General features: G+C 62.0%; 21 protein-coding genes. 19 read left to right on the top strand and 2 right to left on the bottom strand.

What is annotated here, in order from left to right; all coding sequences use genetic code 11:
• Positions 1-28 precede the first annotated feature (28 nt).
• The 12 genes from mraZ (at position 29) to murB (ending at position 13,808) form a co-directional block, all read left to right on the top strand.
• Positions 29-457 (top strand): division/cell wall cluster transcriptional repressor MraZ, encoded by a 429-nt coding sequence (gene mraZ / locus PZ897_RS15435; protein ID WP_275753401.1) that lies wholly within the window; start codon positions 29-31, stop codon positions 455-457.
• A 26-nt stretch (positions 458-483) separates the two neighbouring features.
• Entirely contained in the window at positions 484-1,509 is a 1,026-nt protein-coding gene (gene rsmH / locus PZ897_RS15430; protein ID WP_275753400.1) for a 16S rRNA (cytosine(1402)-N(4))-methyltransferase RsmH, read from the top strand.
• A gap of 3 nt (positions 1,510-1,512) precedes the next feature.
• Complete coding sequence (locus PZ897_RS15425) at positions 1,513-1,869, top strand: hypothetical protein (protein ID WP_275753399.1); 357 nt, start codon at positions 1,513-1,515, stop codon at positions 1,867-1,869.
• Positions 1,866-3,602: a penicillin-binding protein 2 gene (locus PZ897_RS15420; RefSeq protein WP_275753398.1), complete on the top strand. Its 1,737-nt coding sequence runs from the start codon at positions 1,866-1,868 to the stop codon at positions 3,600-3,602. The genes PZ897_RS15425 and PZ897_RS15420 overlap by 4 nt, the downstream gene beginning before the upstream one ends.
• Positions 3,603-3,679: 77 nt before the next feature.
• Complete coding sequence (locus PZ897_RS15415; protein WP_275753397.1) at positions 3,680-5,146, top strand: UDP-N-acetylmuramoyl-L-alanyl-D-glutamate--2,6-diaminopimelate ligase; 1,467 nt, start codon at positions 3,680-3,682, stop codon at positions 5,144-5,146.
• Entirely contained in the window at positions 5,143-6,576 is a 1,434-nt protein-coding gene (locus tag PZ897_RS15410) for a UDP-N-acetylmuramoylalanyl-D-glutamyl-2,6-diaminopimelate--D-alanyl-D-alanine ligase (RefSeq protein ID WP_275753396.1), read from the top strand. Before PZ897_RS15415 ends, PZ897_RS15410 begins: the two co-directional genes overlap by 4 nt.
• 23 nt (positions 6,577-6,599) lie before the next feature.
• On the top strand, positions 6,600-7,703 hold the full coding sequence (gene mraY, locus PZ897_RS15405) for a phospho-N-acetylmuramoyl-pentapeptide-transferase (RefSeq protein WP_275753395.1): 1,104 nt from the start codon (positions 6,600-6,602) through the stop codon (positions 7,701-7,703).
• 3 nt (positions 7,704-7,706) lie between these two features.
• Entirely contained in the window at positions 7,707-9,128 is a 1,422-nt protein-coding gene (gene murD / locus PZ897_RS15400) for a UDP-N-acetylmuramoyl-L-alanine--D-glutamate ligase (protein WP_275753394.1), read from the top strand.
• Positions 9,121-10,275 carry a putative lipid II flippase FtsW gene (ftsW, locus tag PZ897_RS15395; protein ID WP_275753393.1) on the top strand — a complete coding sequence of 385 codons (1,155 nt, stop codon included), beginning with the start codon at positions 9,121-9,123 and terminating at the stop codon, positions 10,273-10,275. Before murD ends, ftsW begins: the two co-directional genes overlap by 8 nt.
• A gap of 7 nt (positions 10,276-10,282) precedes the next feature.
• Positions 10,283-11,407 carry an undecaprenyldiphospho-muramoylpentapeptide beta-N-acetylglucosaminyltransferase gene (gene murG / locus PZ897_RS15390; RefSeq protein ID WP_275753661.1) on the top strand — a complete coding sequence of 375 codons (1,125 nt, stop codon included), beginning with the start codon at positions 10,283-10,285 and terminating at the stop codon, positions 11,405-11,407.
• Positions 11,404-12,834, top strand: coding sequence for a UDP-N-acetylmuramate--L-alanine ligase (gene murC, locus PZ897_RS15385; protein ID WP_275753392.1), 1,431 nt, complete (start codon positions 11,404-11,406; stop codon positions 12,832-12,834). Before murG ends, murC begins: the two co-directional genes overlap by 4 nt.
• A complete protein-coding gene (murB, locus tag PZ897_RS15380; RefSeq protein ID WP_275753391.1) occupies positions 12,831-13,808 on the top strand; it encodes a UDP-N-acetylmuramate dehydrogenase in 978 nt (325 codons plus the stop codon). Before murC ends, murB begins: the two co-directional genes overlap by 4 nt.
• 30 nt (positions 13,809-13,838) lie before the next feature.
• On the opposite strand, the gene PZ897_RS15375 is transcribed toward murB, so the two are convergent.
• On the bottom strand, positions 13,839-14,951 hold the full coding sequence (locus tag PZ897_RS15375) for a P1 family peptidase (RefSeq protein ID WP_275753390.1): 1,113 nt from the start codon (positions 14,949-14,951) through the stop codon (positions 13,839-13,841).
• 259 nt (positions 14,952-15,210) lie between these two features.
• The gene (locus PZ897_RS15370) at positions 15,211-17,193 is read right to left on the bottom strand and encodes an EAL domain-containing protein (RefSeq protein ID WP_275753389.1); all 1,983 of its coding nucleotides are present in this window, start codon (positions 17,191-17,193) and stop codon (positions 15,211-15,213) included.
• A gap of 510 nt (positions 17,194-17,703) precedes the next feature.
• Between PZ897_RS15370 and PZ897_RS15365 the strand changes: the two genes are divergently transcribed.
• From PZ897_RS15365 to recN, 7 genes are all read left to right on the top strand, one after another.
• Positions 17,704-18,648 carry a D-alanine--D-alanine ligase gene (locus PZ897_RS15365; protein WP_275753388.1) on the top strand — a complete coding sequence of 315 codons (945 nt, stop codon included), beginning with the start codon at positions 17,704-17,706 and terminating at the stop codon, positions 18,646-18,648.
• A complete protein-coding gene (locus PZ897_RS15360; RefSeq protein ID WP_275753387.1) occupies positions 18,636-19,565 on the top strand; it encodes a cell division protein FtsQ/DivIB in 930 nt (309 codons plus the stop codon). Before PZ897_RS15365 ends, PZ897_RS15360 begins: the two co-directional genes overlap by 13 nt.
• Positions 19,562-20,890, top strand: coding sequence for a cell division protein FtsA (ftsA, locus tag PZ897_RS15355; protein WP_275753386.1), 1,329 nt, complete (start codon positions 19,562-19,564; stop codon positions 20,888-20,890). The genes PZ897_RS15360 and ftsA overlap by 4 nt, the downstream gene beginning before the upstream one ends.
• A gap of 57 nt (positions 20,891-20,947) precedes the next feature.
• Entirely contained in the window at positions 20,948-22,645 is a 1,698-nt protein-coding gene (gene ftsZ, locus PZ897_RS15350; RefSeq protein WP_275753385.1) for a cell division protein FtsZ, read from the top strand.
• A 290-nt stretch (positions 22,646-22,935) separates the two neighbouring features.
• The gene (gene lpxC, locus PZ897_RS15345; protein WP_275753384.1) at positions 22,936-23,889 is read left to right on the top strand and encodes a UDP-3-O-acyl-N-acetylglucosamine deacetylase; all 954 of its coding nucleotides are present in this window, start codon (positions 22,936-22,938) and stop codon (positions 23,887-23,889) included.
• 182 nt (positions 23,890-24,071) lie between these two features.
• Positions 24,072-24,938, top strand: coding sequence for an outer membrane protein assembly factor BamD (locus PZ897_RS15340; protein ID WP_275753383.1), 867 nt, complete (start codon positions 24,072-24,074; stop codon positions 24,936-24,938).
• Positions 24,939-24,949: 11 nt separating this feature from the next.
• A complete protein-coding gene (gene recN, locus PZ897_RS15335; protein ID WP_275753382.1) occupies positions 24,950-26,623 on the top strand; it encodes a DNA repair protein RecN in 1,674 nt (557 codons plus the stop codon).
• The last annotated feature ends 86 nt before the right edge of the window (positions 26,624-26,709 follow it).

The raw sequence follows: 26,709 nt of genomic DNA, 5'->3' as shown, positions 1-26,709 counted from the left end.
AAATGGACGGAAACGGCGGTACAGAGTCATGAACCGGTTCCTGTCGAACGCGACAAACAGGATCGACGCGAAGGGCCGGGTTTCGGTGCCCTCGATGTTTCGTTCTGTTCTGGCCCGTTCGGCTGTCGACGAGCTCTACGTCTGGCAGGATTTCGTGTTTCCGGCGGTCTCGATGGCCGGGCCGGAGGTGCTCGAACGCTTCGAGCGGATGATCGGATCGCAGGATCCGTTCTCGGCGGAGGCCAACAAGATGTCGCTGCTCATTCATGGCGGCGGCGTGTTCATGAAGCTCGACGGCGAGGGACGGCTTCTGGTGACGGATTTCATTCGCGATTTCACGGGCATCACCGACAGGGTGACGTTCGCGGGGCGAGGCGATCATTTTCAGCTCTGGGAACCGGCGGCATTCGAGGAAATGCAGTCGCGGGCCCGGAAAGAACGGACGGCCAGTTCCTGACCGTTCGCAACGGATGGAGAAACGGAATGGTGGCGGACAAGGGCGACGGTGAAACTGACGCTCCTGGCGGACCGGTCCGCCACATTCCGGTTCTTCTCCAGGATGTTCTGGCGACGCTGGCGCCGAAACCCGGCGAGGCCATCGTCGATGGCACCTTCGGCGCCGGCGGCTATGCAGCGGCAATCCTGGCGGCGGGCGCTGAGGTCACAGGCTTTGACCGCGATCCCGATGCCATCGCGGCCGGTGCTGCCATGGTTGCGGCATCCGGCGGCAGGCTGAAGCTCATTCATGACCAATTTTCCGCCCTGCTCGACCATGTTGAGGAAGCCAGCCTTGATGGCGTGGTGCTCGACATCGGCGTGTCGTCGATGCAGATCGACGAAGCCGAGCGCGGCTTTTCCTTCATGCGCGACGGGCCGCTCGACATGCGCATGGCACAGTCGGGCGTCAGCGCGGCCGATGTGGTCAACCGCGCCAAAGTCTCGGACCTGACCCGTATATTCGGCATACTTGGCGAAGAGCGCCACGCCGGCAGAATCGCCCGTGCCATCGAGACTGAGCGGCAGAAAGCGCCATTTGCCACGACCCGGCAACTGGCGGGGCTGATCGAGAAGGTCTCGCCACGGCGCCAGCAGGACAAGATCCATCCGGCGACACGAGTGTTTCAGGCCTTGAGAACCTACGTCAACAACGAGCTTGGCGAACTGGCGCAGACGCTGTTTGCCGCCGAGCGTGCGCTCAAGCCGGGCGGACGGCTGGTTGTGGTCAGCTTTCATTCGCTGGAAGACCGTATCGTCAAACGCTTTTTTCTCGACCGGTCCGGAAAGGTCTCGGGCTCGCGGCACATGCCCATGGTTGCCGAACGTGCCTCCATTTTTACGCTGATCGGCAAGCAGCCGATCGTGGCGGACGAAGCCGAATGCGCGCTCAATCCACGCGCCCGGTCGGCCAAGCTTCGCGCCGGCCTGCGCACCGCTGCACCGGCGGGAAAGACCAGCGTCGACATTCTTCCCGTTCCCAATCTTGCTGCACTCGCGGCGTTAGGAGGCTGAGCCATGTTGCGAACTGTTGACCTGGTGCTGGTCTGCGCGATGATCGCGGCCGCCACGCTCACCTACCAGATCAAGCATGCGGCTGAAGGCAAGCTGTCCGTCGTGCGTGAGCTGCAGGCGGAGATCAAGCTGCAGGAAGAAACGATAGACCTGCTGGAAGCCGATTGGAGCCTGCTCAACCAGCCCTCCAGGCTACAGCGGCTGTCGACCGCGTTCGAGGCCGAGCTTGGCCTCAAGACGATTGAGGCGGCGCAAATGGCGCTTCCCGGCGAATTGCCCGGCCGGGCCAGTGATTTCGAGCCGCAAATCGCCGAAGGCGAGACAGATGCGACGTTGACAACCGGATCGGTGACGCCATGAGACAGCCGGGCGCATTCTTGGCCGGGCTTCGTCCGGCACGCAACTCAGCAGGCAGCCGCAGCCGGTCAGCAAGCGAATTCGAGGGGGTGCGCAAGGCGCAAGGCGCGCAGGCGAAAAATCGCATTCTCATCGCCATCGGCTGCTTTTTCGTGTTTTATGCGGTCATCGGCGGACGCCTGGTGCAGTACGGCTTGCGCTCGCCGGAGACGGTCTCCTCGATTGCGAGGGCGGACCAGTTGCTGATCTCGCGCCCGGATCTTCTCGACCGCAATGGCGAAGTTCTGGCGACCGATATCCGCACCGTGTCGCTGTTTGCCGAACCCAACAAGATTGTCGACGCCGACGAAGCGGTCGAGCTGCTTGCCACCGTGCTGCCTGATCTCGACATGCGCGGCATCCATCGCAAATTGTCGTCCAACTCCCGCTTCCAGTGGCTCAGACGGCAATTGACGCCGAGACAGCAGAGCCAGATCCTGTCGCTGGGCATTCCCGGTATCGGGTTCCGGCCCGAAACACGGCGGTTCTATCCCGGCGGGCCAACGGCTTCGCATGTGATCGGCCATGTCAATATCGACAACAAGGGCATTGCCGGGATGGAGAAATTCGTCGACGGGCAGGGGCTTGGCGCGCTGGCGGCGGCCGGATTGACGATCAACGAGGACCTCGAGCCAGTGCGGCTGTCGCTCGACCTGAGAGTGCAGCATGTGGTGCGCGATGAACTCGCGGCCGCCATGGATCGCTACAAGGCGATTGCCGCTGCGGCGGTCGTGCTCAATATCCATACCGGCGAAGTGGTCGGCATGTCGTCGTTGCCTGATTACGATCCGAACAATCCGGTTGAAGCGTTGCAGAAGGACCGGCTCAACCGGATGTCGGCCGGCACCTACGAGATGGGCTCCACCTTCAAGGCCTTTACCACGGCGATGGCGCTGGATTCGGGCAAGGTGAAAATCACCGATTCCTTCGATGCGCGCGGCTCGATCCGCATCGGTGGATTCACCATCAGGGATTTCCATGGCAAGAACCGGGTGCTGACCGTCCCCGAGATCTTCATCTACTCGTCCAATATCGGCACGGCCCGGATGGCGGACATGGTCGGGATCGACGGACACAAGGAGTTCCTGACCCGGATGGGGTTGCTGACCCGCATGCAAACGGAACTGCCGGAGGTGGCGACACCGAACCAGCCTTCGGTCTGGAAGAAGATCAATTCAATCACCATTTCCTTTGGTCACGGTGTTTCCACCACACCGCTGCAGACTGCAGTTGCGGCCGCCGCATTGATGAACGGCGGCAAGTTGATCGAGCCGACCTTCCTGCCGCGCAGCGTTGACGAGGCTGAAAAGGTCGCCGTTCAGGTGATAGATCCAAGCACCAGCAAAAGCATGCGCGATCTGATGGAGCTGAACGTCACCCAGGGTTCGGGCCGGCGCGCCGATGTCGAAGGTTTCCATGTCGGCGGAAAAACCGGCACGGCAGAGAAAGTGGTCAATGGCCGCTATTCGTCGGCAGTGCGGTTCAATGCCTTTCTCTCCGCGTTTCCGATCGACAAACCGGAATATGTGGTGCTGGTGGTCATAGACGAACCCAAGCCCGAGGAAGGGAAATCTTCAGCCACTGCCGGTCTCAATGCTGCCCCGATGGTCAGCGCGATCGTCCGCCGGTCGGCCGCCTTTCTTGGGGTGAAGCCGCACTTCGGAAATGGCGCGCAAGAGTTGACTTTGTCATACTGAAAACACATGCGGCGGGCAGGCATCTCCCATCATGATCGAAAACCACCCGCCAATTTAACGAAAGACCCGAGCACTTCATGAAACTGTCCGCGTTGATCGCCGCCCTTCCCGCCGGAACACTGGCCGCTTCGTCTGAAGCGGATCTCGAATTGTCTGTCACCGGCTTGACGGCCGACAGCCGGGCGGCCGCACCCGGCTGTCTGTTTTTCGCGCTGGCCGGGGTAAAGACCGACGGTGCCCGGTTTGCCGCGCAGGCGGTCGCCAAAGGCGCCGTGGCAGTGGTTGCGGCCAAAGACGCCGCATTGCCTGAGATCATCGTACCGGTGTTGCGGACGGAAGATCCCCGGCTGGTGCTGGCGCGGATGGCTGCAGCGTTTTTCGGACCTCAACCTCGGGTCATGGCTGCGGTCACCGGCACCGCCGGCAAAACCTCGGTGGCCTCGTTCCTGCGCCAGATCTGGGCTCAGGCCGGCGAACAGGCGGCGATGCTTGGCACCACCGGGGTGACGGCGCCGGGACGAGCCGAGTACGGCACCCTGACCACCCCCGATCCGGTGGCGCTGCACCGGCTGCTCGCCGAACTGGCCAGCGGCGGCGTGACCCACGCGGCGATGGAGGCCTCCAGTCATGGCCTCGACCAGCGCCGCCTCGACGGTGTGAGCTTGAGCGTTGCCGGGTTCACCAATCTGGGCCGTGATCACATGGACTACCATCCGACCATGGATGACTACATGGCCGCCAAGATGCGGCTGTTTGCGACGCTGCTGCCCAAGGGGGCGCCGGCGGTGATCTTTGCCGATGACCCCTGGTCGCAACGGGCGGTCGAGGTGGCCGAGCGCGCCGGGGCGCGGGTGCTGACCGTTGGCCGCAAGGGCGGCTTTTTGACCCTCAAGCGGGTCGAACATCTGCGCCACAAACAGATTGCCGAAATCCATATGGATGGCCGGATCTTCGAGGTGCATCTGCCGCTGGCCGGCGATTTCCAGATTTCCAATGCGCTGGTGGCAGCCGGCATGGCGATTGCCACCGGCACATCGGCCGACAAGGTGATGGCCGCGCTCGATCATCTGACCGGCGCCTCGGGCCGGCTTGAACTGATCGGTTCGACGGCCAATGGCGCGCCGGTCTATGTCGATTATGCCCACAAGCCCGAGGCACTGGAGAATGTGCTGGCGGCAGTGCGACCGTTCACCACAGGCAGGGTGATGGTGGTGTTCGGCTGCGGTGGTGACCGGGATCGCGGCAAGCGCCCGATCATGGGTGAAATCGCCACACGGCTGGCCGATGTCGTCATCGTCACCGATGACAATCCGCGGTCGGAAGACCCGGCAACGGTTCGGGCCGAGATCATCGCGGCGGCGCCCGGCGCCAGCGAGATCGGCGATCGCGCCGAGGCTATCGGGCAGGCGATCTCGATGTTGCAGGCCGGGGACACGCTGATCGTGGCCGGCAAGGGGCATGAAGAGGGGCAGACGATCGGCGACAGGGTGCTGCCGTTCTCCGATCATGCGGAAATCCGCAAGGCTCTGGGAGAGCGGGCATGAGCCATTTATGGACCTCGCAAGAGATGACCGCCGCCATGGAAGGCCGACCTGTCGGCGCTTTGCCCGAAGGCGTCAACGGCATTTCGATCGACAGCCGCACGGTGGGCGAAGGCGATGTCTTCTTCGCCATCAAGGGTGACCGTTTCGACGGCCATGATTTCGCCAGTGTCGCCATTGCCAATGGTGCGAGCCTGCTGGTGGTGGCGGAATCGAAATTGCCGGCGCTTGGCCGGCTGACCGCACCGATGATCGTCGTTACCGATGTGCTGGCAGCACTTGAGGATCTGGCCCGCGCCTCCCGCGCGCGGTCCGAGGCCAGAATTATCGCCGTCACCGGCTCGGTGGGCAAAACCTCGAGCAAGGAAATGTTGCGCCGCGCGCTTGAGCCGAGCGGTGAGGTTCACGCCGCAGTCGCCTCGTTCAACAATCACTGGGGCGTTCCGCTGACGCTGGCCCGGATGCCCGCGAGCGCCGCCTATGGCGTGTTCGAAATCGGCATGAACCATCCGGATGAAATCCGCCCCCTTGCAAAGATGGTCAAGCCGCATGTGGCAATCATCACCACAATCGCCGCCGCGCATATGGGCAATTTCAAGAATCTGAACGAAATTGCCGCGGCCAAGTCCGAGATCATGGAAGGTCTGGTCGAGGACGGTCACCTGCTTCTCAACCGTGACAACGAAAAATACGGCTGGTTGAAAAAACGCGCCGCCGAACTCGGCGTGGCCCATGCACATTCCTTTGGCGACAACGCCAAGGCGGAGTTCCGGCTGCTCAATTGCAAGCTCTTGCCCGAGTGCTCGACCATCACCGCGCGGATCGGCGAGGAGGAAGTTGCCGTCAAGATCGGCGCACCCGGGCGTCACCAGGTTCAGAATGCGCTGGCCGTGATCGGCGCCGTGCACCTGGTGGGCGCGAACCTGGCCAAGGCAATCCATGCGCTGGCCGGTCTTTCGGCCGAAAAGGGCCGCGGTGCGCGACACACGTTGAAAGTCGACGGAGGCTCGTTTGCCCTGATCGATGAAAGCTACAATGCCAACCCGGCCTCGATGCGGGCGGCTCTTGACCTGCTGCGCGATGCGCCGGTCCGGCTGAGGGGACGGCGCATCGCCGTGCTCGGAGACATGCTGGAGATGGGTCGCTTTGCCGAGCGGGTGCATCGCGATCTGGCGGCGCCCTTGCGCGAGGCCGGTGTCGATCTGGTCTGCCTCGCCGGACCTGAAATGGCCGCATTGCGCAACGAATTGGGCACCGATATCGAAACCGTGTACCGTGACGATGCCAGCGGATTGGCCGACTATCTCACGACGGTGCTGCGGGATGGCGATGTGGTGATGATCAAATCATCGCTCGGAATTGGTTTTGGACGTATCGTCAAGGCGTTGCTTGACAAGTATCCTGCGCTGCCCGAGAGCAGCGCTCAAGATTAAAACAGCGCAGGGGACCGAGGTTTATGCTCATCTGGTTGGTAGATTTGGCGGACACGGTCCAGTTTTTCAATCTTTTCAGATACATCACATTCAGAACCGGTGCGTCGATGTTTACCGCGGCGCTGATCGTGTTTCTGTTTGGTCCCCGAATCATCGCCTCGCTGAAGGTGCGTCAGGGGCGGGGACAGCCGATCCGCGCCGATGGACCGCAGACCCATTTCCTCAAGGCCGGAACGCCGACCATGGGCGGACTGATGATCCTGGCCGGCATCGTCGGATCCTCGCTGCTGTGGGCCGACCTGTCGAGCGTCTATGTGGTGACGACCCTGCTGGTCACGCTCGGCTTTGGCGCCATCGGATTTTACGATGACTACCTCAAGGTCACCAAGCAGAGCGACAAGGGCTTTTCCGGCAAGGCGCGGCTGGGACTGGAGTTCATCATCGCCGGTGTGGCGGTGTTCTTCATCATGCAGGCCTCGATGGCGGCGTCGACGGTCAACGGGGCGGCTTTCGGCTCGTCGGTCGCCTTTCCGGTGTTCAAGAACCTGCTGCTGGATCTGGGCTGGTTCTTCATCGCCTTTGGCGCCTTCGTGATCGTTTCGGCCGGCAATGCGGTCAACCTCACCGATGGCCTCGATGGTCTGGCCATCGTTCCGGTGATGATCGCAGCCGCTTCCTTCGCCGCGATTGCCTATCTCGCCGGCAACGCGGTGTTTGCCAATTACCTGCAAATCCATTTTGTTCCCGGCACCGGTGAACTGGCGGTGATCCTCGGCGCGGTGATCGGTGCCGGACTGGGGTTCTTGTGGTTCAATGCGCCGCCGGCGGCGATTTTCATGGGCGATACCGGATCGTTGGCGCTTGGCGGCCTCATCGGCACGGTGGCGGTGGCCACCAAGCACGAGGTTGTCATGGTGATCATCGGCGGCCTGTTCGTCATCGAGGCGCTGTCGGTGATCATCCAGGTGGCCTGGTTCAAGCTGACCGGCAAACGGGTGTTTCTGATGGCGCCGATCCACCATCATTTTGAAAAACTTGGCTGGACCGAAAGCCAGGTCGTGGTCCGGTTCTGGATCATTTCGGTCGGGCTGGCGATGATCGGTCTCGCGACGCTGAAGTTGAGGTAGTTGATGATTGCGGCGTCAACATTTCAGGGCCGGCGGGTAGCGCTGTTCGGGCTGGGCGGATCGGGACTTGCCACGGCAAAGTCGCTCGCTGCCGGCGGCGCAGAGATCTCGGCCTGGGACGACAATCCCGCCCAGGTGGAGGCAGCGCGCGCGGCAGGGATCGCTGTTGCCGATCTTCGCGGCCTGGACTGGAGCTCGATCACGACGCTGGTTCTTGCGCCGGGCGTGCCGCTGACCCATCCCAAGCCGCACTGGACGGTGGAGCTTGCCACCCGCCACGGCGTCGAGATCATCGGCGACATCGAGATTTTTGTGCGCGAACGGCGGGCGCATGCGCCCGGGAGCCCGTTCATCGCCATTACCGGAACCAACGGGAAGTCCACCACCACTGCGCTGATTGCCCATCTGGTGGCGCATAGCGGCCGGGATGCGCAATTGGGCGGCAATATCGGCACGGCCGTGCTGACCCTTGCGCCGGCGGCGGCTGACCGGGTTCATATTGTCGAATGCTCATCCTATCAGATCGATCTGGCGCCATCGCTCGACCCGAGCACCGGTTTGTTGCTCAACCTCACACCCGATCACCTCGACCGGCACGGGTCGATGCAGCATTATGCCGACATCAAGGCGCGGCTGGTTGCGCATAGCGACGTGGCAATTGTCGGTGTCGATGATGCCTGGTGCCGCGGGATTGCCGACAGGCTGGAACTCCAGGGACGCCAGCTCAGACGCGTTTCCAAGGATCAGCCACTGGCAAGTGGCCTGTTTGCGCAAGGTTCGGTGATCCGGCAGGCGCAGGACGGGCAGGTGCATGATCTTGTCGATCTCGGCCCGATTGCCACATTGCGCGGCTCCCACAATGCGCAGAACGCGGCTGCGGCGATTGCCGCGTGCCAATCGGTTGGGTTGAGTGACGATGAGATCCGTGCCGGTCTCGCCACCTTTCCCGGCCTCAAGCACCGGATGCAGCCGGTCGCGCGGCGTGGACGTGTGGTCTTTGTCAATGATTCCAAGGCCACAAACGCCGAAGCCGCGGCGCCGGCGCTGCAAAGCTTCGAACCGATCTACTGGATCGCCGGCGGCTTGCCCAAGGAGGGCGGGATTGCCGCATTGGAGCCTTTCTTTCCGCGTATCGCCAAGGCCTATCTGATCGGCGAGGCGGCGGCTGGATTTGCCGCGGCGATCGGCGCTCATGCCGATTTCGAGATTTCCGGCACACTGGGCAAGGCGGTTGCCGCCGCTGCGCGGGATGCGGCGCAGGACGCGGCCGAGATGCCGGCTGTGTTGCTGTCGCCAGCCTGCGCCAGTTTCGATCAGTACCGCAATTTCGAGGTCAGGGGCGATGCCTACGTCAGCCTGGTGTCGGGTCTGGCTGATATCGAAATGCTGATCGATGCCGACAACATTGGAGAACACCATGGTTAGCCGCGTTGAACGTGGACCGGTCGCGGACTGGTTCTGGACCATCGACCGCCTTTTCCTGGCAGCCTTTGTCGGCTTGATGGGAATCGGGCTGATGCTTTCATTCGCCGCCAGCCCGCCTGTGGCCGAGCGGCTCGGCCTCGACAGCTTCCACTTTGTCGAGCGTCACGGCGTGTTTTTGCTGCCCGCCCTGGCGGTGATGGTCGGGGTTTCGTTCTTCAGCCCGCGACAGGTGCGCCGGGTGGCGCTGGTGACCCTGATGGTTTCGATCGCCATGATGATTCTGGCGCTGTTTATAGGTGTCGAGATCAAGGGCTCGCGCCGCTGGGTCTCTGTGCTGGGCATTTCGGTTCAGCCCTCGGAATTCATGAAGCCTGCCTTCGTCATCATTTGCGCCTGGCTGTTTTCGGAGCGGTCGCGGCATCCCGAAATCCCCGGCAATCTGTTTGCCATCATCCTGTTCGGCATCGTTGCCGCCCTGCTTGTGGCGCAGCCGGATCTGGGCCAGACGATGCTGACCGCGATGATCTGGGGCGGCATGTTCTTCATGGCGGGAATGTCGTGGTTCTGGATCACGCTGCTTGGCGGGGTGGCCATTGCCGGCTTCATCGCCGCCTATTTGGTGTTCCCGCATGTGGCCGAACGCATCAACGGCTTCCTGTTTGGCGAAGGTGACAGTTTTCAGGTCGATACCGCGCGCGAGGCGATCATCCGGGGCGACTGGCTGGGCCAGGGCCCGGGTGAAGGCACGATCAAGCGAATCTTGCCGGACAGTCACACCGACTTCGTCTTTTCCGTCGCGGCCGAGGAGTTTGGCATCGTGTTCTGCATGGTGCTTGTGGCGCTGTTTGGTTTTGTCGTCATTCGCGGGCTGATCCGCGCCGGACGCGAACAGGATGATTTCACCCGGCTGGCGGTCGCCGGACTGTCGCTGGCGATCGGTTTCCAGTCCTTCATCAATATCGGCGTCAATCTCGAATTGCTGCCCGCCAAAGGCATGACGCTGCCTCTGATTTCCTATGGCGGCTCGTCGATGATCGCAACCGCAATCACCGCCGGTTTCGTCCTGGCCCTGACCCGGCGCAGGCCCGAAAGCCGGGCGCAGCCACGCACCATCTACCGGCCGGCGGCAAGTGTGGCGGCGGAATAGCGTGATGATGGAACCGAAACTGTTTTTGTTGTCGGCAGGCGGCACCGGCGGACATCTGTTTCCGGCCGAAGCCCTGGCGCATGAATTGACCGCGCGCGGCCACCGGGTGCATCTGGTCACCGACAGCCGGGCGGAACGGTTTTCAGGCAAGTTTCCGGCCTCCGAGATCCATGTGGTGCGCTCGGCAACCATCGGCTCGAAGAACCCGGTCAAGCTGGTCAAATCCTTGTGGACGCTGTTCAAGGGGGTGCGCGAGGCAGGCGCCCTGTTGCGCGAGATCCGGCCGGATGCGGTGATCGGCTTTGGCGGATACCCGACCATCCCGCCATTGCTGGCGGCCTCGAATGCCGGCCTGCCCACGCTTGTGCATGAACAGAATGCGGTGATGGGACGCGCCAACCGGGCGCTGGCGTCACGGGTCAAGGCCATCGCCGGCGGGTTCTTGCCTGAAGGCAAGGGGGCTCATGCCAGCAAGCTGGTGATTACCGGCAACCCGGTGCGGCCTGAAGTGATTGCCGCCGCAGCGATTCCCTACATCCCCTCCGAGGACGGTGAAACCTTCCGGCTGGTGGTGTTTGGCGGCAGCCAGGGGGCGCAGTTCTTTACCGATGCGGTTCCCTCGGCCATCGCGCTGTTGCCCGATCCGCTCAGGGCGCGGCTGGAACTGACCCAGCAGGCGCGTCCCGAAGACGAAACCCACGTCCGGGCGCGGCTTGAAGAGCTTGGTATCAAGGCCGAGGTTTCGCCGTTCTTCACCGATATGGCAGCCCGCATCGGTGCGGCGCATCTGGTGATCTCGCGTTCGGGGGCGTCCACCGTCTCGGAGATCGCGGTGATCGGCCGCTCGGCGATACTGGTGCCTTACCCGCATGCGCTCGATCATGATCAGGCCGCCAATGCCCAGGCCCTGATGGCCAAGGGCGGGGCCAGCGTGGTCAAGCAGTCCGACCTGACCGCACAGCTTCTGTCGGACATGATCGCCGACCGCATGAAAGACCCGGCCGGACTGGCGGCAACCGCTGCGGCGGCCCAGGCCACGGGAAAACCTGATGCTGCGCGCTTGCTTGCCAATCTGGCAGAAGCTATTGCGGAGGGCATCAGTGTTGATCAATTCAGGAGCTCGCCCGCATGAAGATGCCACAAACCATAGGCCTGGTGCATTTTGTCGGCATCGGCGGCATCGGCATGAGCGGTATTGCCGAAGTGCTGAACAATCTGGGCTACAAGGTGCAGGGGTCGGATCAGTCCGAAAGCGCCAATGTGCAGCGACTGCGCGACAAGGGGATTGAGGTCTATATCGGCCATTCGGCGGCCAATCTCGGCAGCGCCGAAGTGGTGGTGGTCTCGACCGCGATCAAGCAGAACAATCCGGAACTTGTCGCTGCGCGCGAGCAGCTTCTGCCGGTGGTGCGCCGGGCCGAAATGCTGGCCGAACTGATGCGCTTCCGCAACGCCATCGCCATTGGCGGCACCCATGGCAAGACCACGACCACCTCGATGGTCGCCGCGCTGCTTGACGCCGGCGGGCTTGATCCCACCGTGATCAATGGCGGCATCATCAATGCCTATGGCACCAATGCGCGCATGGGCGACGGCGAATGGATGGTGGTCGAGGCCGACGAGAGCGACGGCACGTTCCTCAAACTTCCCGCCGACATCGCCGTGATCACCAATATCGACCCGGAGCATCTGGATCATTACGGCACGTTTGATGCTGTCCGCGCCGCGTTCCGGCAATTTGTCGAGAACGTGCCGTTTTACGGCTTTGGCGTGATGTGCCTCGATCATCCTGAAGTGCAGGCGCTGGTGTCGCGCATCGAGGACCGGCGGGTCATCACCTATGGCGAAAATCCGCAATCGGACGTGCGCTTTTGCAACCATCGCATGGATGGACCGGCTTCGATCTTCGACGTGGTGATCAACAGCCGCAAGACCGGGGAAACTGTCGAGCTCAAGGACTTGCGGCTGCCGATGCCGGGCAAGCACAATGTCTCCAACGCTGTGGCGGCGATCGCGGTGGCGTTCGAGTTGGGCCTGACGCCCGGGCAGATTGCCAAGGGACTGAGCCAGTTCGGCGGGGTCAAGCGCCGGTTCACCCATACCGGGAGCTGGAACGGTGCCGAAATCTTTGACGATTACGGGCACCACCCGGTCGAGATTAAGGCGGTGCTGTCGGCTGCCCGCGATGCCTGTCAGGGACGGGTGATCGCGGTGGCGCAACCGCATCGCTACACCCGGCTTGAAAGTCTGTTTGACGATTTTTCGGCCTGCTTCAACCAAGCCAACACGGTGATCATGGCGCCGGTCTATGCTGCGGGCGAGGATGAAATCGAGGGCATCAATTCGGACACGCTGGTTTCGAGCATAAAGGCTGCCGGCCATCGCGATGCGCGGCTGATCGACGGCCCGGCAGCACTTGCGCCGCTGATCGCCGAGATCGCGCAGCCGGGTGACTTCGTCGTCTGCCTCGGCGCCGGCACCATTTCCCAATGGGCCAACCAGTTGCCCAAGGAACTGGCGGCGCTCCCGCTTCCGGCGCACGGCGAGGGGGCTGCATGAAGTCGCTTCAGGTCAATGGCGAACGGCTTCTCACATCACTGGGAGACACGCTCGGTGCGGTGCGCGGACGGCTGACGCCAAACGCCGACATGTCGAAGATAACCTGGTTCCGCACCGGTGGACCGGCTGAAGTTCTGTTTCAACCGGCCGACGAGGACGATCTGGCGACGTTCCTGGCCGCTCTGCCTGACGAGATTCCGGTGCTTCCGGTCGGCATCGGGTCCAATCTGCTGGTGCGCGATGGCGGTATCTCCGGCGTCGTGGTGCGGCTGTCGGCCAAGGGCTTCGGCCGGGCTGAACAGGTGTCCGACACACGGCTTGCCGCAGGCGCGGTGTGCCCGGACAAGCATCTCGCAGCCCTGGCGCTTGAAACCGGACTTGGCGGATTTCATTTCTATCATGGCATTCCCGGCGCCATCGGCGGGGCGCTCAGAATGAACGCCGGCGCCAATGGCGTGGAAACCCGCGAGCGGGTTGTCGAGGTTCATGCCATCGACCGCAAGGGCGAGCGGCATGTGCTGTCCAATGCCGATATGGGCTATGGCTATCGGCACTCGTCGGCGGCCAAGGACCTGATCTTCACCCGGGCGATCTTCGAAGGGACACCGGCGGACCGCGACGAGATCCGCGCGGCCATGGATGCCGTCCAGCACCATCGCGAAACCGTGCAGCCGATCCGCGAGAAGACCGGCGGCTCGACCTTCAAGAACCCTGAAGGCAACTCGGCCTGGAAGGTGATCGACGAAGCCGGCTGCCGCGGGCTGACCGTGGGCGGGGCGCAGATGTCGCCGATGCATTGCAACTTCATGATCAACACCGGCGAAGCCTCGGGCTATGAGCTCGAAAACCTCGGCGAAACCGTGCGCGCGCGCGTGCTCGAAACGTCGGGCATCCGGCTCGAATGGGAAATCAAGCGCATTGGCCTGTTCGAACCGGGGCAGGTGGTGCAGGAGTTCCTCGGGCAGATGGTGTAAGCGCCGGGCCAGCGGCAGCGCCTCAATCCCTCAATCCCTCAATCCCAGCGCCGCCTTCACCGCCTCATGCGGCAGCGCCGGAACGAAGTTTCCGTCGCGTCCGGTCATGGCCTCGTTGGCGATCATCGCGTTGAGAATGGCTTCCTCGGTCGCCTGCACCACGGCTTCGAAGAAACCATCGATATCCTCGTCGGGAACAAAGCGCACGGTGCGCATCGCGCCGCCGCCAAGATCCGAGGCGGCGGTCGAAAACGCCAGGAACAGATCGCCCGAGCCGTGGGTGGCCATGCCGCCGGTCCTGCCGATGCCGAAGCTGGCGCGGCGGGCCAGGCGCTTCAATTGATGCGGCAGAAACGGCGCGTCGGTGGCGATGACGACAATGATCGAGCTGAGATCGGTGTCGCCGGTTTTGGTCACCATGGCCGGAAGCTCCGGATCGGCACCGATGGTCCTGCCCAGCACCGTGAGGTGACGGCGGGTGCCGAAATTGGCCTGCACGAACACGCCAATGGTGAACGCCTCGCCGTCGTAATCCAGCCGTCGGGACGACGTGCCGGAACCGGCCTTGAAGCCAAAGCACTTCATGCCGGTGCCGCCGCCGACGCTGCCTTCCTCGATGGCGCCGCCGCGGGCCGCTTCAATCGCTTCGATCACATGCCGGGCCTCGACATGGAAGCCGTTGATATCGTTCAGGAAACCATCATAGGTCTCGGCTGCCACAGGCAAGGCGAAATCATCATGGTAGCGTTCGGCCAAATACTCGACTGCCCAGCGGATCGTCGCATCACGGGCGATGCCGCAGGAATGGGTGTTGGTGATGGTGACCGGCAGCGCCATCTTGCCGGTCTCCTCGATATAGTGGCTGCCGCTTAGCTCGCCATTGCCGTTGAGGCTGAAAAAGCCGGCGAACAAGGGCTGCTCAATCTGGCCAAATGGGCGCGGCACAATCGCGGTCACCCCGGTTCGCACCGGACCCTTGCCCGTCACCAAAGGCCCTTCGCCGGTGATGATCGTGCTGTAGCCCACGCTGACGCCCGCAACATCGGTGATGGCGTTGAAAGGCCCGCTTGCGCCTTCAAACCGCAGGCCCAGACCCTTGGCGCGCAGCTTGCCCGACGGTGTGTTTTTCCAGGCTGGGATCATGGAGCGTCTCACTCTGGATGCTGTCTCTGGGAAGGCTTACTCAGCAGGGGATGAGGATCTGAACGAAGGCCAAAGCCTGTGCAGACCGGATGGTGGATTGCACCGGCAGAGATTGTCAAAGCTGACGGGCGGGAACAAGTCAAGATCCGCCTCCCGCGGGCCACTTTTTTGGCCTTGCGGGTTCATCCCCCGAACCGGCGATGTCCGACCCCCGGCCTGTCGACGCGCCGCGGATGGGGCTTGCCCAACAGAAGGCTTTTCACGCGGACTGGGCGTGTGGGACCGACCCGTCGCCCAAGCGGCTGTCCTGATCGCGGATCACTTGCAAAGCCGCTTCCGCAGGCATGGGTCTGCCATACAGATATCCCTGGATCAGGTCAGGCTGAAGCTCGGCCAGGATGTTCATTTCATCCCGGGTCTCGACGCCTTCGAGAACGCAGCGCAGATCGAGCTTGCTGCACAGACCGATGATGCCGGCAACGATTTCCCGCGTTTTGGTGTTGTGGGAAACCTTGCGGATGAAACTGCGGTCGATCTTGACCTTGTCGAGCGGCAATTGATCGAGATACTCGAAGCTTGAATAGCCGGACCCGAAATCGTCCAGCGCGATTTTGCAGCCGCTGGCGCGCAATTCCTCAAGCAGGGTTTTTGAAGTCTCGATGTCGGTCATCACCGCGGTTTCGGTGATCTCGAATTCGATGCGGCTTGGCGAGATGCCCGAACGCATGATCTGGCCCAGCAAGGACAGGATGAAAGACCGGTCGGATATGTCCTGGCCTGAGAGATTGAAAGACAGGCTTATGTCAGGTGGCCATTCTGCCAGCCTCTTGAGCCCCTGCTTGAAGAGAATGGTGCTCACGCGGCGGATATGGCCGGAGCGCTCTGCTGCTCGGATGAACTGATCAGGCCGGACCAGTCCAAGCTTCGGGCTGTGCCAGCGCGCCAGCGCTTCAAAGCCGACAACCCGTTGCTGACGGGGTGAAAACTGCGGCTGAAACAGAAGATACAGCTCCGTCTCGAGATTGCCTTCGCGCAACGCGCGCTCAATGGCGATGGCTTGCTTCATTTCGGCGTCTTCGGCTGTATCGAACAGAAAACACTGGCCGCCGAGCTGGGCCTTGGCCTTGAAGAGGGCGTAATCGGCTTTCTCATAGAGCTGCGCGCCGGTGGAGCCCATGGCTGGAAAATGGGACAACCCGGCCGAGACGCCGACAGACAGAGCCATGTGATCGATCGGGTAAGGGCGGCTGATCGCGTCGATGACGCTGGTGCCGAAACGCCTGATCTCCTCTTCGCACAGCGTTCCCTGCACGATGACGACAAATTCATCCCCGCCAATGCGCCCGAACGTGGTGTCGGGGAGATCGAGATTGCCAACCCGCTCGACAATGGCACACAGCAGGTTGTCGCCCAGGATATGACCGTAGACATCGTTGATCGCCTTGAATCCGTCGAGGTCAAAGATGCCCATCCAGAAGGGTCTGCGTTCAGAGATGAGATCGTCTATCTTCTGGAAAATGGCGCGGCGGTTGGGTATGCCGGTGAGCATATCGGTGTCGGCGAGGCGTTGGGCTTTTGCGGTCAGGTCATCGGCGAGCAGGCGCGCATCTATCTGACGAAGGATGGCGCTCCTGAGAAGCGCGGACATGCTGATGGACGCGAAGGCGGTGGCGACGCAGATGGAGACATACTCTGCCAGGCGTTCGTCCGGCAGTGACCAGGCAAGAAAGTAAAGTGTCGTCAACGACAGAAACACGCTGAACAGGACTACTCGAAGCGTTGCCCCGGTTATTGAGAATATGACCGCCATCAATACAAAATATATATATCTGGCCTGTTCATTGTAGACGAGAAGGTAGCTCAATACATTTATGTAGATGAGCAGGTTGATCGCCAGATTAACAAGCTCCAGCTGACCCAGGGTTACTCTCTCATTGCCGAGAAGGTATCTTCTGAACAGGTAGTAGCTCACGGCAGTGGTGGCGCTTATGAAGCAGTATATAGCGAGAATCAGTCCCGTCTGGGTCTGCCAGTGTTCCCATGTAACGTAAATGTAGTACACCGATGCCGGTATCAGGATGGGGCGGAGAATCGGGACATAGGCCTTGGCGATGGCCTGCTGCCGTGCGGGATCATTCGTTGTCCGGAAGAGAGCGAGAAGCTTGGTCAGCGCGCTGGAGACGCCGCTTTGATTTCCGCTCGCCGGGCCTGGCTGGTCGCATTGAGAGGGGAGTTGAGACATCGTTCGATCGCTCTATGCTTGCGGTCTATCTGCGGTTGCAGCCTGATGGGGCTGGCGTATAAAAACGATCGTATCGTCAAAGTTCTTAATTAGCGCCCACTTGAATGGGTCGATTTTGAACGAGTTTCGCGAATCTTGTTGTATTCGGTGCTTTATCCGGCCTTGGCGGTGGGCCTGGCGTCTCAATCCTGCCGCAACAATCGGCTTATGAAGCCAATCCTGAATTCGGGGCGCATGCCGTCAATGCGGACCAATGGGCTCTCTGACTCCGGACAGGCCTGCTTGCCTTGCGTCCCCGTGCGCAGCAGTCAAGGCCGGCGAGGCCGGCTGCAGATTGCTTCCGGTGTCGGCAAACTTTGCGCTGCACGCAACGGTTTGGCGCAATGTTGATTTTTTATACTGACCGGCACTGGGTCTGACCGATATGTCTGGAGCGGGGCTGAAAAGCTGTGGCGGTGATGTTCGCAGATCTCCGGTAGAGGCCGATTCGCGGCAAGGTAAGGGATGACAATGCCAACCGAAAAAGTGACCAAAACCAAGCATGTCGCCGTGCTGTACGGCGGTATTTCATCTGAACGGCCGGTCAGCCTGTCTTCGGGCAAGGCCTGTGCCGATGCGCTGGAAGAGGGCGGCTACCGGGTGACCCGGGTCGATGTCGGGCACGATGTCGCCTCGGTGTTGGCCGAGCTCAAGCCCGATGTCTGCTTTAACGCGTTGCACGGCCCTTATGGCGAAGACGGCGCCATTCAGGGCGTGCTCGAGTATCTGGGCATCCCCTACACCCATTCTGGCGTCACGGCGTCGGCGCTGGCGATGGACAAGCGGCTGTCGAAGATTGTGGCCAAGGCCGTGGGCATTCCGGTGGCGGAATCGCGGGTGATGAACCGGCACGATTTTACCTCTGCTCATCCGATCGCGCCGCCCTATGTGGTCAAGCCGGTCAATGAAGGCTCGAGCTTCGGCGTTGTCATAGTCGGCGAAGGTCAGTCTCACCCGCCGCAGGTGATCACCTCGAACCAGTGGAAATATGGCGACGAAGTCATGGTCGAGCGCTACATCGCCGGCCGGGAGCTGACCTGCACGATCATGGGCGATGTGGCTTTGGCGGTTACCGAAATCGTGCCGCAAGGACACAGCTTTTATGATTATGATTCAAAATATGTCGCAGGAGGCTCCAAACACGTTTGTCCCGCAGAAATTTCACCATTTGTTTACCAAAAAATACGTAAGTTGAGTTTGAAGGCGCATCAGGCAATCGGCTGCCGCGGCGTGAGCAGGTCGGATTTCCGTTACGATGACCGTTTCTCCGAAAATGGAGAGGTTATCTGGCTCGAAATCAACACCCAGCCCGGCATGACACCGACGTCTCTTGCGCCTGAAATGGCCCTGCAAGCGGGGCATTCATTTGTGGAATTTGTCAGTTGGATGGTGGAGGACGCTTCGTGTCGTCGATAACGGGAAACAAGGGCAGGGCCGCGCGTGCGGTGAACGTATCGGGACGTAGCACGTTCCGGCGCGCATTCGTCCTGCCGCGTTTCCTGCGTCGTCCGGTGCGGTACTCGATCGCGCTGGCCACAGGCCGCGTCGACATCAGCCCGCATGTGGGGTCGGTGGCGGCATTCGCCTTTCTGGCGACAACCGGGATCTACGGCATGACGCTCGGCGGCCACATCCACGCGGTCACGCAGGCGGTGACCACGGGCGTGGGCTTTGCGCTTGAGGATGTGCATGTGATCGGCAACGCCGAAACCTCCGACATCGACATTTTGCAGCAACTGGGTCTCGACGGTTCGACTTCGGTGGTGGCGATCGACGCCCATGCGGCGCGCGAGCAGCTTATGGAGTTGCCCTGGGTGACCGATGCCCAGGTTCAGAAAATCTACCCGCGCGGAATGACGGTGCGGCTGATCGAGCGCGAACCGGTCGGGATCTGGCAGCATGGCGACCGGCTGATGCTGATCGATGCGCGCGGCGATGTGATTGCCCCGCTGACCGGTTCCCGCCATGCGGCGCTGCCGCTTTATGTCGGTCTTGGCGCCGATCGTCATGCTGATGAGCTGGAAGCGCGGCTGTTGTTCCATCCGGAATTGCGCGACCGCGTCAAGGCTGCGATCCGCATTGCCGACCGGCGCTGGGATCTGCGGCTCGACAATGGCGTGACATTGAGTCTGCCCGCTGATGATGTCGGCGCGGCGCTCAAGCGCTTTGCCGAATTCGATGCCGGCCGCGATGTGCTGTCGCGGGATATCACGGTGGTCGATCTGCGGCTTGAAGACCGGATCACGCTGCGGCTGTCCGAGGCCTCGTTCGAGCGCCGCAAGAACGCGCTTGAAGCCCGCGCAAAATTGATCAAGGCGGGTAAAAAGTCGTGAGCCTTTTCCGCCCATCCTCCATGCTGCCCCGGCTCAAGCCGCTGTCACCCAAGCGTGTCAGCATTGCCACCGTGCTCGACATCGGGTCGTCGAAGGTTGTCTGCATGATCGGCCGGTTGACGCCGGTGGAAGGTGCGGAAGTCCTGTCCGGACGGACCCACAGCATCGAAATTCTCGGCATCGGCCATCAGAAATCCCGCGGGCTCAAGGCCGGCGTCATTTCGGACATGGACGCCGTGGAAAGTTCGGTGCGGCTTGCCGTCGATGCGGCGGAGCGGATGGCAGGCATGACGGTGGAAAGCCTGATCGTCAATGTCACAGCCGGACGTCTGAATAGCGAAACCCATTCCTCATCGGTCAATCTCGGTGGTCATGAAATTGCCGCGGGCGACCTGGCCAAGGTGGTCAACGCCGCGACACGGCAAAGCCAGATCAATGACCGAGCCATCCTGCATTCACTGCCGTCGAGCTACATGCTTGACGGAGAACGCGGTATCCGTGATCCGGCCGGCATGTATGGCGACCAGCTCGGCGTCGATATGCATGTGCTGACCGCAGACCGGGCGCCGCTGAAGAATCTGGAGCTGGCGATCAATCGCGCGCATCTCACGGTCGAGGCGATGGTGGCAACACCCTATGCGTCCGGGCTCGCAGTATTGGTCTCGGACGAGGCGGAAATGGGCTGCGCAGCCATCGATATGGGCGGCGGGACCACAACCATCTCGGTGTTCTCCGAAGGCAAGCTGGTCTATGCCGATGCGATCGCGCTCGGCGGTCACCATGTCACCATGGATCTGGCCCGCGGTCTGTCGACGCGGCTTGACGATGCCGAGCGGATCAAGGTGGTGCATGGATCGGCGCTGCCGCAGGCAAGCGAAGACCGGGACGTGATTTCGATTCCGCCGTTTGGCGAGGATGAGCGTGATCTGCCGACCCATGTGCCGCGCGGGCTGGTCTCGCGCATCGTGCGGGCCCGGGTCGAGGAAACGCTGGAAATGCTGCGCGACCGGATCCAGCAGTCGGGCTACGGCTCGCTGGTGGGCAAGCGTATCGTGCTCACCGGCGGTGCGAGCCAGATGACCGGCCTGTCCGAAGCTGCCCGAAGAATCCTGGCGCGCAACGTGCGGATCGGCCGGCCTCTGGGGGTCTCGGGCCTTCCGGCAGCGGCCAAGGGGCCGACATTTTCAACGGCGGTAGGCCTGATGATCTTTCCTCAGGTCGCCCATCTTGAATCCCACGGCGCAGGCGAGAGCGGCTTTGCCGTCATGGCCGGCGCAGGAGGCCGTTTGTACCGTATGGGGCAATGGCTCAAGGAAAGTTTTTGATTTTACCGAATTGGCCCACGCGGCGGTGCGGCCATACCAACGGAAGGAACGGGTGCCATGACCATTAAACTGCAGAAGCCGGACATCACCGAGCTGAAGCCGCGCATCACTGTGTTCGGAGTCGGCGGCGGCGGCGGCAACGCCGTCAACAACATGATCAATGCAGGCATGCAGGGCGTCGAATTCGTCGTCGCCAACACTGATGCGCAGGCGTTGACGACTTCCAACGCCGAACGGCTGGTCCAGCTCGGCGTTGCGGTCACCGAAGGGCTTGGCGCCGGATCGCAGCCGGAAGTCGGACGTGCGGCCGCCGAAGAATGCATCGACGAGATCCTCGATCATCTCAATGGAACGCACATGTGCTTTGTCACCGCAGGCATGGGCGGCGGCACAGGCACCGGCGCAGCACCCGTCGTCGCCCAGGCAGCCCGCGACAAGGGTATCCTGACCGTCGGCGTGGTCACCAAACCGTTCCATTTCGAAGGGCAGCGGCGCATGCGGCTGGCCGAAGCGGGCATCGAGGAACTGCAGAAATGCGTTGACACGCTGATCGTTATCCCGAACCAGAACCTGTTCCGCATCGCCAATGACAAGACCACCTTCGCCGACGCTTTCGCGATGGCCGACCAGGTTCTTTACTCCGGTGTTGCCTGCATCACCGACCTGATGGTCAAGGAAGGCCTGATCAATCTCGACTTTGCCGACGTTCGCTCGGTGATGCGCGAAATGGGCCGGGCGATGATGGGCACCGGCGAAGCATCGGGCGAAGGCCGCGCCATGGCTGCAGCAGAAGCTGCGATCGCCAATCCCCTGCTCGACGAAACCACCATGAAGGGCGCGCAAGGTCTGCTGATCTCGATCACCGGCGGCCGCGATATGACGCTGTTTGAAGTTGATGAGGCCGCCACCCGCATTCGCGAGGAAGTCGACGCCGACGCCAACATTATTCTGGGCGCGACCTTTGATGAAGAGCTTGAAGGCCTAATCCGGGTTTCGGTTGTCGCGACCGGCATTGACCGTATTGAATCCGCTGCCGAACAGCGCCCGATGGCAACATCGCGTTCAACAGGCCGGCCGGCAGCGGGCGCCCAGTCTCAGGCTGCGCGTGCGGCGGCAGACCACCCGGCCGGCGCAGGCAAGGATGCGGTCGCCGAGGCTATCCGTGCGGCCGAATCCGACCTGGAAAAAGACCTCGATATCGCCAGCGAAATCGAGCTTGCCGCCCAAATGCAGGCGGCCAAGCCGGCACCGGCGCCTCAGCCCGGTTTCCAGCCCAACAGCCGTCTGTTTGCCAATGAAGCCGGTGTCGCACCGCAGCCGGCTGCTGCCACATCGCCGCGTCCGGCCATGAACACAGCGCAAGCGGCAACCCCACACCCGGCTCAGGCCGCACCGGAAATGCGCATGGAACCCCGGACCACGCAGATGCCGCGGGTCGAGGATTTTCCACCCGTGGTCAAGGCCGAAATCGAACATCGTGCCGCGCCGCAGGGCCACGCCGAGGACCGCGGTCCGATGGGCTTGCTCAAGCGGATCTCCAGTTCGCTGGGTCGTCGCGATGAGGATGAGGTCAATCATGCTGCCCAGGCCGCCCCTGCACCGCAGGCCCGGCGTCCGCTGTCACCCGAGGCCAGCGTCTATGCGCCGCGCCGCGGTACGCTCGACGATCAGGGCAGAGTGACACCGGCCACCCGTGCAACGCATGAAGATGAGCAGCTGGAGATTCCGGCATTCCTGCGCCGTCAGGCCAAGTGAGTCGGTTACGAATACGGATGTCTATTCGGCATGGCGGCTTGACGGTCGCCATGCCGTTTTTCTAACTATTTGTTTGGACGAGGGTTTCGAGCTCCCTTGAATGTTACTGCTTCGTAACAGAAGGAAAAAAAGCGTGATTTGGAAACTCGCCGGTGCCGCCGTATCTTGCCTCTCGACATCAAGGGGATGGAGCAATCGAGTGCGCTGGGGAAGCGCGGGATTGGTCCGGACAGTTGGGGATAACATGGTCGCAACAGGCTGTGTCGGATACGCGGGAACAGGCGAACTTCATGAGTAGCGACGTAGTAGGCCTTCAGACCACGATAGCGCGGTCGTTTTTTCTTTCCGGCATCGGTGTTCATTCCGGTGAAAACGTGTCCATTTCCTTCCATCCTGCTGATCCCGACACCGGCATTGTCTTCAATCGTGAGCTTCCGACAGGCGACACAGTAAGCGTACGCGCTGTATCCTCCCAGGTCGGCTCGACCGACCTTTGCACGCTTCTGGGCAAAGCCCCCGACCGCTCGGTTGCAACGGTCGAGCACCTGATGGCGGCTCTCTACGCGCTCGGCGTCGACAATATCAGCATTGATCTGGATGGCAGCGAAGTCCCGATCATGGATGGCAGCGCCGCTGTCTTCATCGAAGCCCTGGATGCGGCTGGTCTCGTCAATCACTTGGTCAAGCGCCGCTATATTCGCGTCATCAAGCCGGTGCGGATTGAAATGGGCGGCTCCTGGGCTGAATTCAGTCAGCATAACGGCACACGCTTCGAAATCGATATCGATTTCGATACGCCGCTGATCGGCCGTCAGTCCTGGAAGGGCGAAGTCACCGCCGATACCTTCCGCCGCGAGCTGTCCCGTGCCCGCACCTTTGGCTTCATGCGCGATGTTGAGCGTCTGTGGGCATCCGGGCATGCACTGGGCTCTTCGCTGGAAAACTCGGTTGTCATTGGCGACGATGAAAAGGTCATCAATGCCGAAGGGCTTCGCTTTCGTGACGAGTTCGTTCGTCACAAGACGCTGGACGCCGTGGGTGATCTGGCTCTGGCCGGTGCACAGTTCATCGGCTGTTACCGCAGCTACCGCGGCGGCCACAAGCTCAATGCACTGGCACTGAGGGCGTTGCTGGCCGATCAGACGGCCTATGAAGTGGTCGAAGCCCCGGCCCGCCGGGATACCGCGCGCCATGGTGAACTGGTTGCGGTCAATGCCGCGGTGTTTGCTCCCTGGGCTCTGTAACACCCCGAGGCTTGGAACTTTCCCAGCCTGTCCGGCCTAATCTCGTGATATCAAATGGGTACTTTGCCACAAAATTGCGGCAAAGCGTCTTCATGACGTTGCGAAGTGCGGCTGTTTCCGGATAGAAACTCTGGTCTGTTACGTGGTTCGTTGGAATTTGCGGCTGTTGAGAGGTTTGCAGGATGGATACTTCGGTCAAGCGCGGGCGCGGGCGCGCGTTTCGTGTCGCCCTCATTGTCACCGGAATGGTCGGCGTGGCATCGGTCGTCAGCGGCTGTCAATCGGATCCGGACATCGACATCACTGCCTATGCGCAGTCGATCGAACCTGCGGATGTGCTCTACAATCAGGGGCTTGCCAACCTGCAGGCGGGCGAGCTGACGGAAGCCGGACGAAAATTTGCCGCCGTCGACAAGCAGCACCCCTATTCCGAATTCGCCCGCAAGGCGATGGTGATGAGCGCTTTCACCAATTACCGGCAAGGCCAGTATTCCGAGGCGATCAACACGGCCTCACGCTATCTGAGCCTTTATCCCAATGATGAGGACGCGGCCTACGCACAGTACATTGTCGGGCTGGCCTATTACCGGCAGATCCCCGAGGTCACGCGGGATCAGCGCACGTCGGCCAGAGCCATCGCGGCCTTTACCGAAGTGATCGAACGTTATCCCGATTCGGAGTATGTCGAAGACAGCCAGTCCAAGCTGCGCTATGCGCGCGATCAGCTGGCCGGCAAGGAAATGCAGGTCGGCCGCTACTATCTCGAACGCAAGGAATATGTGGCTGCGGCCAACCGGTTCCGCCAGGTGGTCGAGACCTATCCGAACACCCGCCAGATCGAGGAAGCGCTGGCTCGTCTGGTCGAGACCTACTACGCGATGGGACTGGAAAGCGAGGCGCAGACTGCGGCGGCGGTGTTGGGGCACAATTTTCCCGACAGCCAGTGGTATGCAGATTCCTACCAGCTGTTGAAAACACGGGGTCTGGAACCGCGTGAAAACAAGGGCTCCTGGATATCGCGTGCCGGGTCCCGCCTGGTCGGCGCCTGAAGCAGGCAGCCATGCTTGTCCAGCTGTCGATCCGCGATATCGTCCTGATCGAGAAGCTTGATCTCGAATTTGACGCCGGTCTGTCGGTCCTCACCGGCGAAACCGGTGCCGGCAAATCCATCCTGCTTGACTGCCTTTCGCTGGCGCTCGGCGGCCGCGGAGATGGCAGCCTTGTGCGCCATGGCGCCGACAAGGGCCAGGTCACAGCAGTTTTTGATGTCGACAGCGACCATCCGGTGCGCAAGCTGCTGCGTGGCAATGACATCGATGAGGATGGCGATCTGGTGTTTCGCCGGGTGCAATCGGGCGATGGCCGGACGCGGGTGTTCATCAACGACCAGCCCGCCAGCGTGGCGCTGATGCGTGAGGCGGGTGCGCTGCTTGTGGAAATCCACGGCCAGCATGATGACCGGGCGCTGATCGATACCGGCGCACACCGGGCGTTGCTCGATGACTTTGGCGATCTCTCCGACCGGACTGCGGATGTCGGTCGCAAGCATGAGGCCTGGCGCGAGGCGGAGCGGGCGCTCAAGGCCCACAAGGCGCGGGTGGAGGCGGCGCGGCGGGAGGCCGATTTCCTGCGATCGTCTGTTGACGAGCTGGAAAAGCTCACCCCGGTCGAGGGTGAAGAGGAAGAGCTTGCGGTTCGCCGCTCGATGATGATGAAGTCCGAGAAAATGGCCAGTGACATCAACGAGGCCAACGAAATTCTCAATGGTCAAGGCTCGCCGATGCCGGTGATCAGCGGGCTGGTGCGGCGGCTTGAACGCAAGGCCCAGGAAGCCCCCGAACTGCTCACCGATACGGTGGCAGCCCTTGATGCGGCGTTGAATGCGCTGGCAGAGGCGCAGACCGCGGTGGAGGCGGCGCTCAGGATGGCGGACTTCAATCCGCGTGAGCTTGAGGAGACCGAGGAGCGGCTGTTCGCGCTCAGGGGGGCGGGGCGCAAATACAATGTGCCGGTCGAGGCCTTGCCCGAATTGGCGGCGCGGATGATTGCCGAGTTGTCCGAGCTTGATGCCGGCGAAGAACGGCTCGGCGCCATGGAAGTCCGGGTGCACGAAGCTAGAGCGGCGTTCCGGCATGCGGCCGAGCAACTGTCCGAGCGCAGGCACACCACCGGGAAGGCACTGGCAGACGCTGTGATGGCCGAGTTGCCGGCGTTGAAGCTGGAGCGGGCCGAATTCCTCGTCGAGATCTCAAGTGACATCGAGCAGGCCGGCCCTACCGGGATCGACGCCATTGCCTTTCATGTGCGTACCAATCCCGGTTCGCGACCAGGTCCAATCATGAAAGTCGCATCCGGCGGCGAGTTGTCACGTTTTCTGCTGGCGCTGAAAGTGGCGCTGGCCGATCGCGGTTCGGCGCCAACGCTGGTGTTTGACGAAATTGATACCGGGGTCGGCGGGGCCGTGGCTGATGCCATCGGCAAACGGCTCAAGCGGCTCGCTGCCGGTGTTCAGGTGCTTTCGGTCACCCATGCACCGCAGGTCGCTGCGCGCGCCGCCACGCATCTGCTGATCGCCAAGGGGCCGTCGCAACCCGGCTCGGCAACCGTATCGACACGGGTGAGCACCATGGGGGCTGACGCCCGGCGCGAGGAAATTGCCCGCATGCTGGCAGGCGAACACGTCACCGACGAGGCACGCGCGGCGGCTGCGCGGCTGCTTGATGTGGCAGACTGAACAGACCGGGCTCTTGCTGTCGTGATGCCGGAACCGGCCCTCCCGGTCGGTCCTGTTGAAAAGCCGATGACCCCTTGAGGCGGGCC

The organism is Hoeflea sp. YIM 152468 (assembly GCF_029210485.1).
Taxonomy (GTDB): domain Bacteria; phylum Pseudomonadota; class Alphaproteobacteria; order Rhizobiales; family Rhizobiaceae; genus Hoeflea.
The sequence above is the reverse complement of the archived record's forward strand: the minus strand, read 5'-3'. Positions and strand labels throughout refer to the sequence as shown.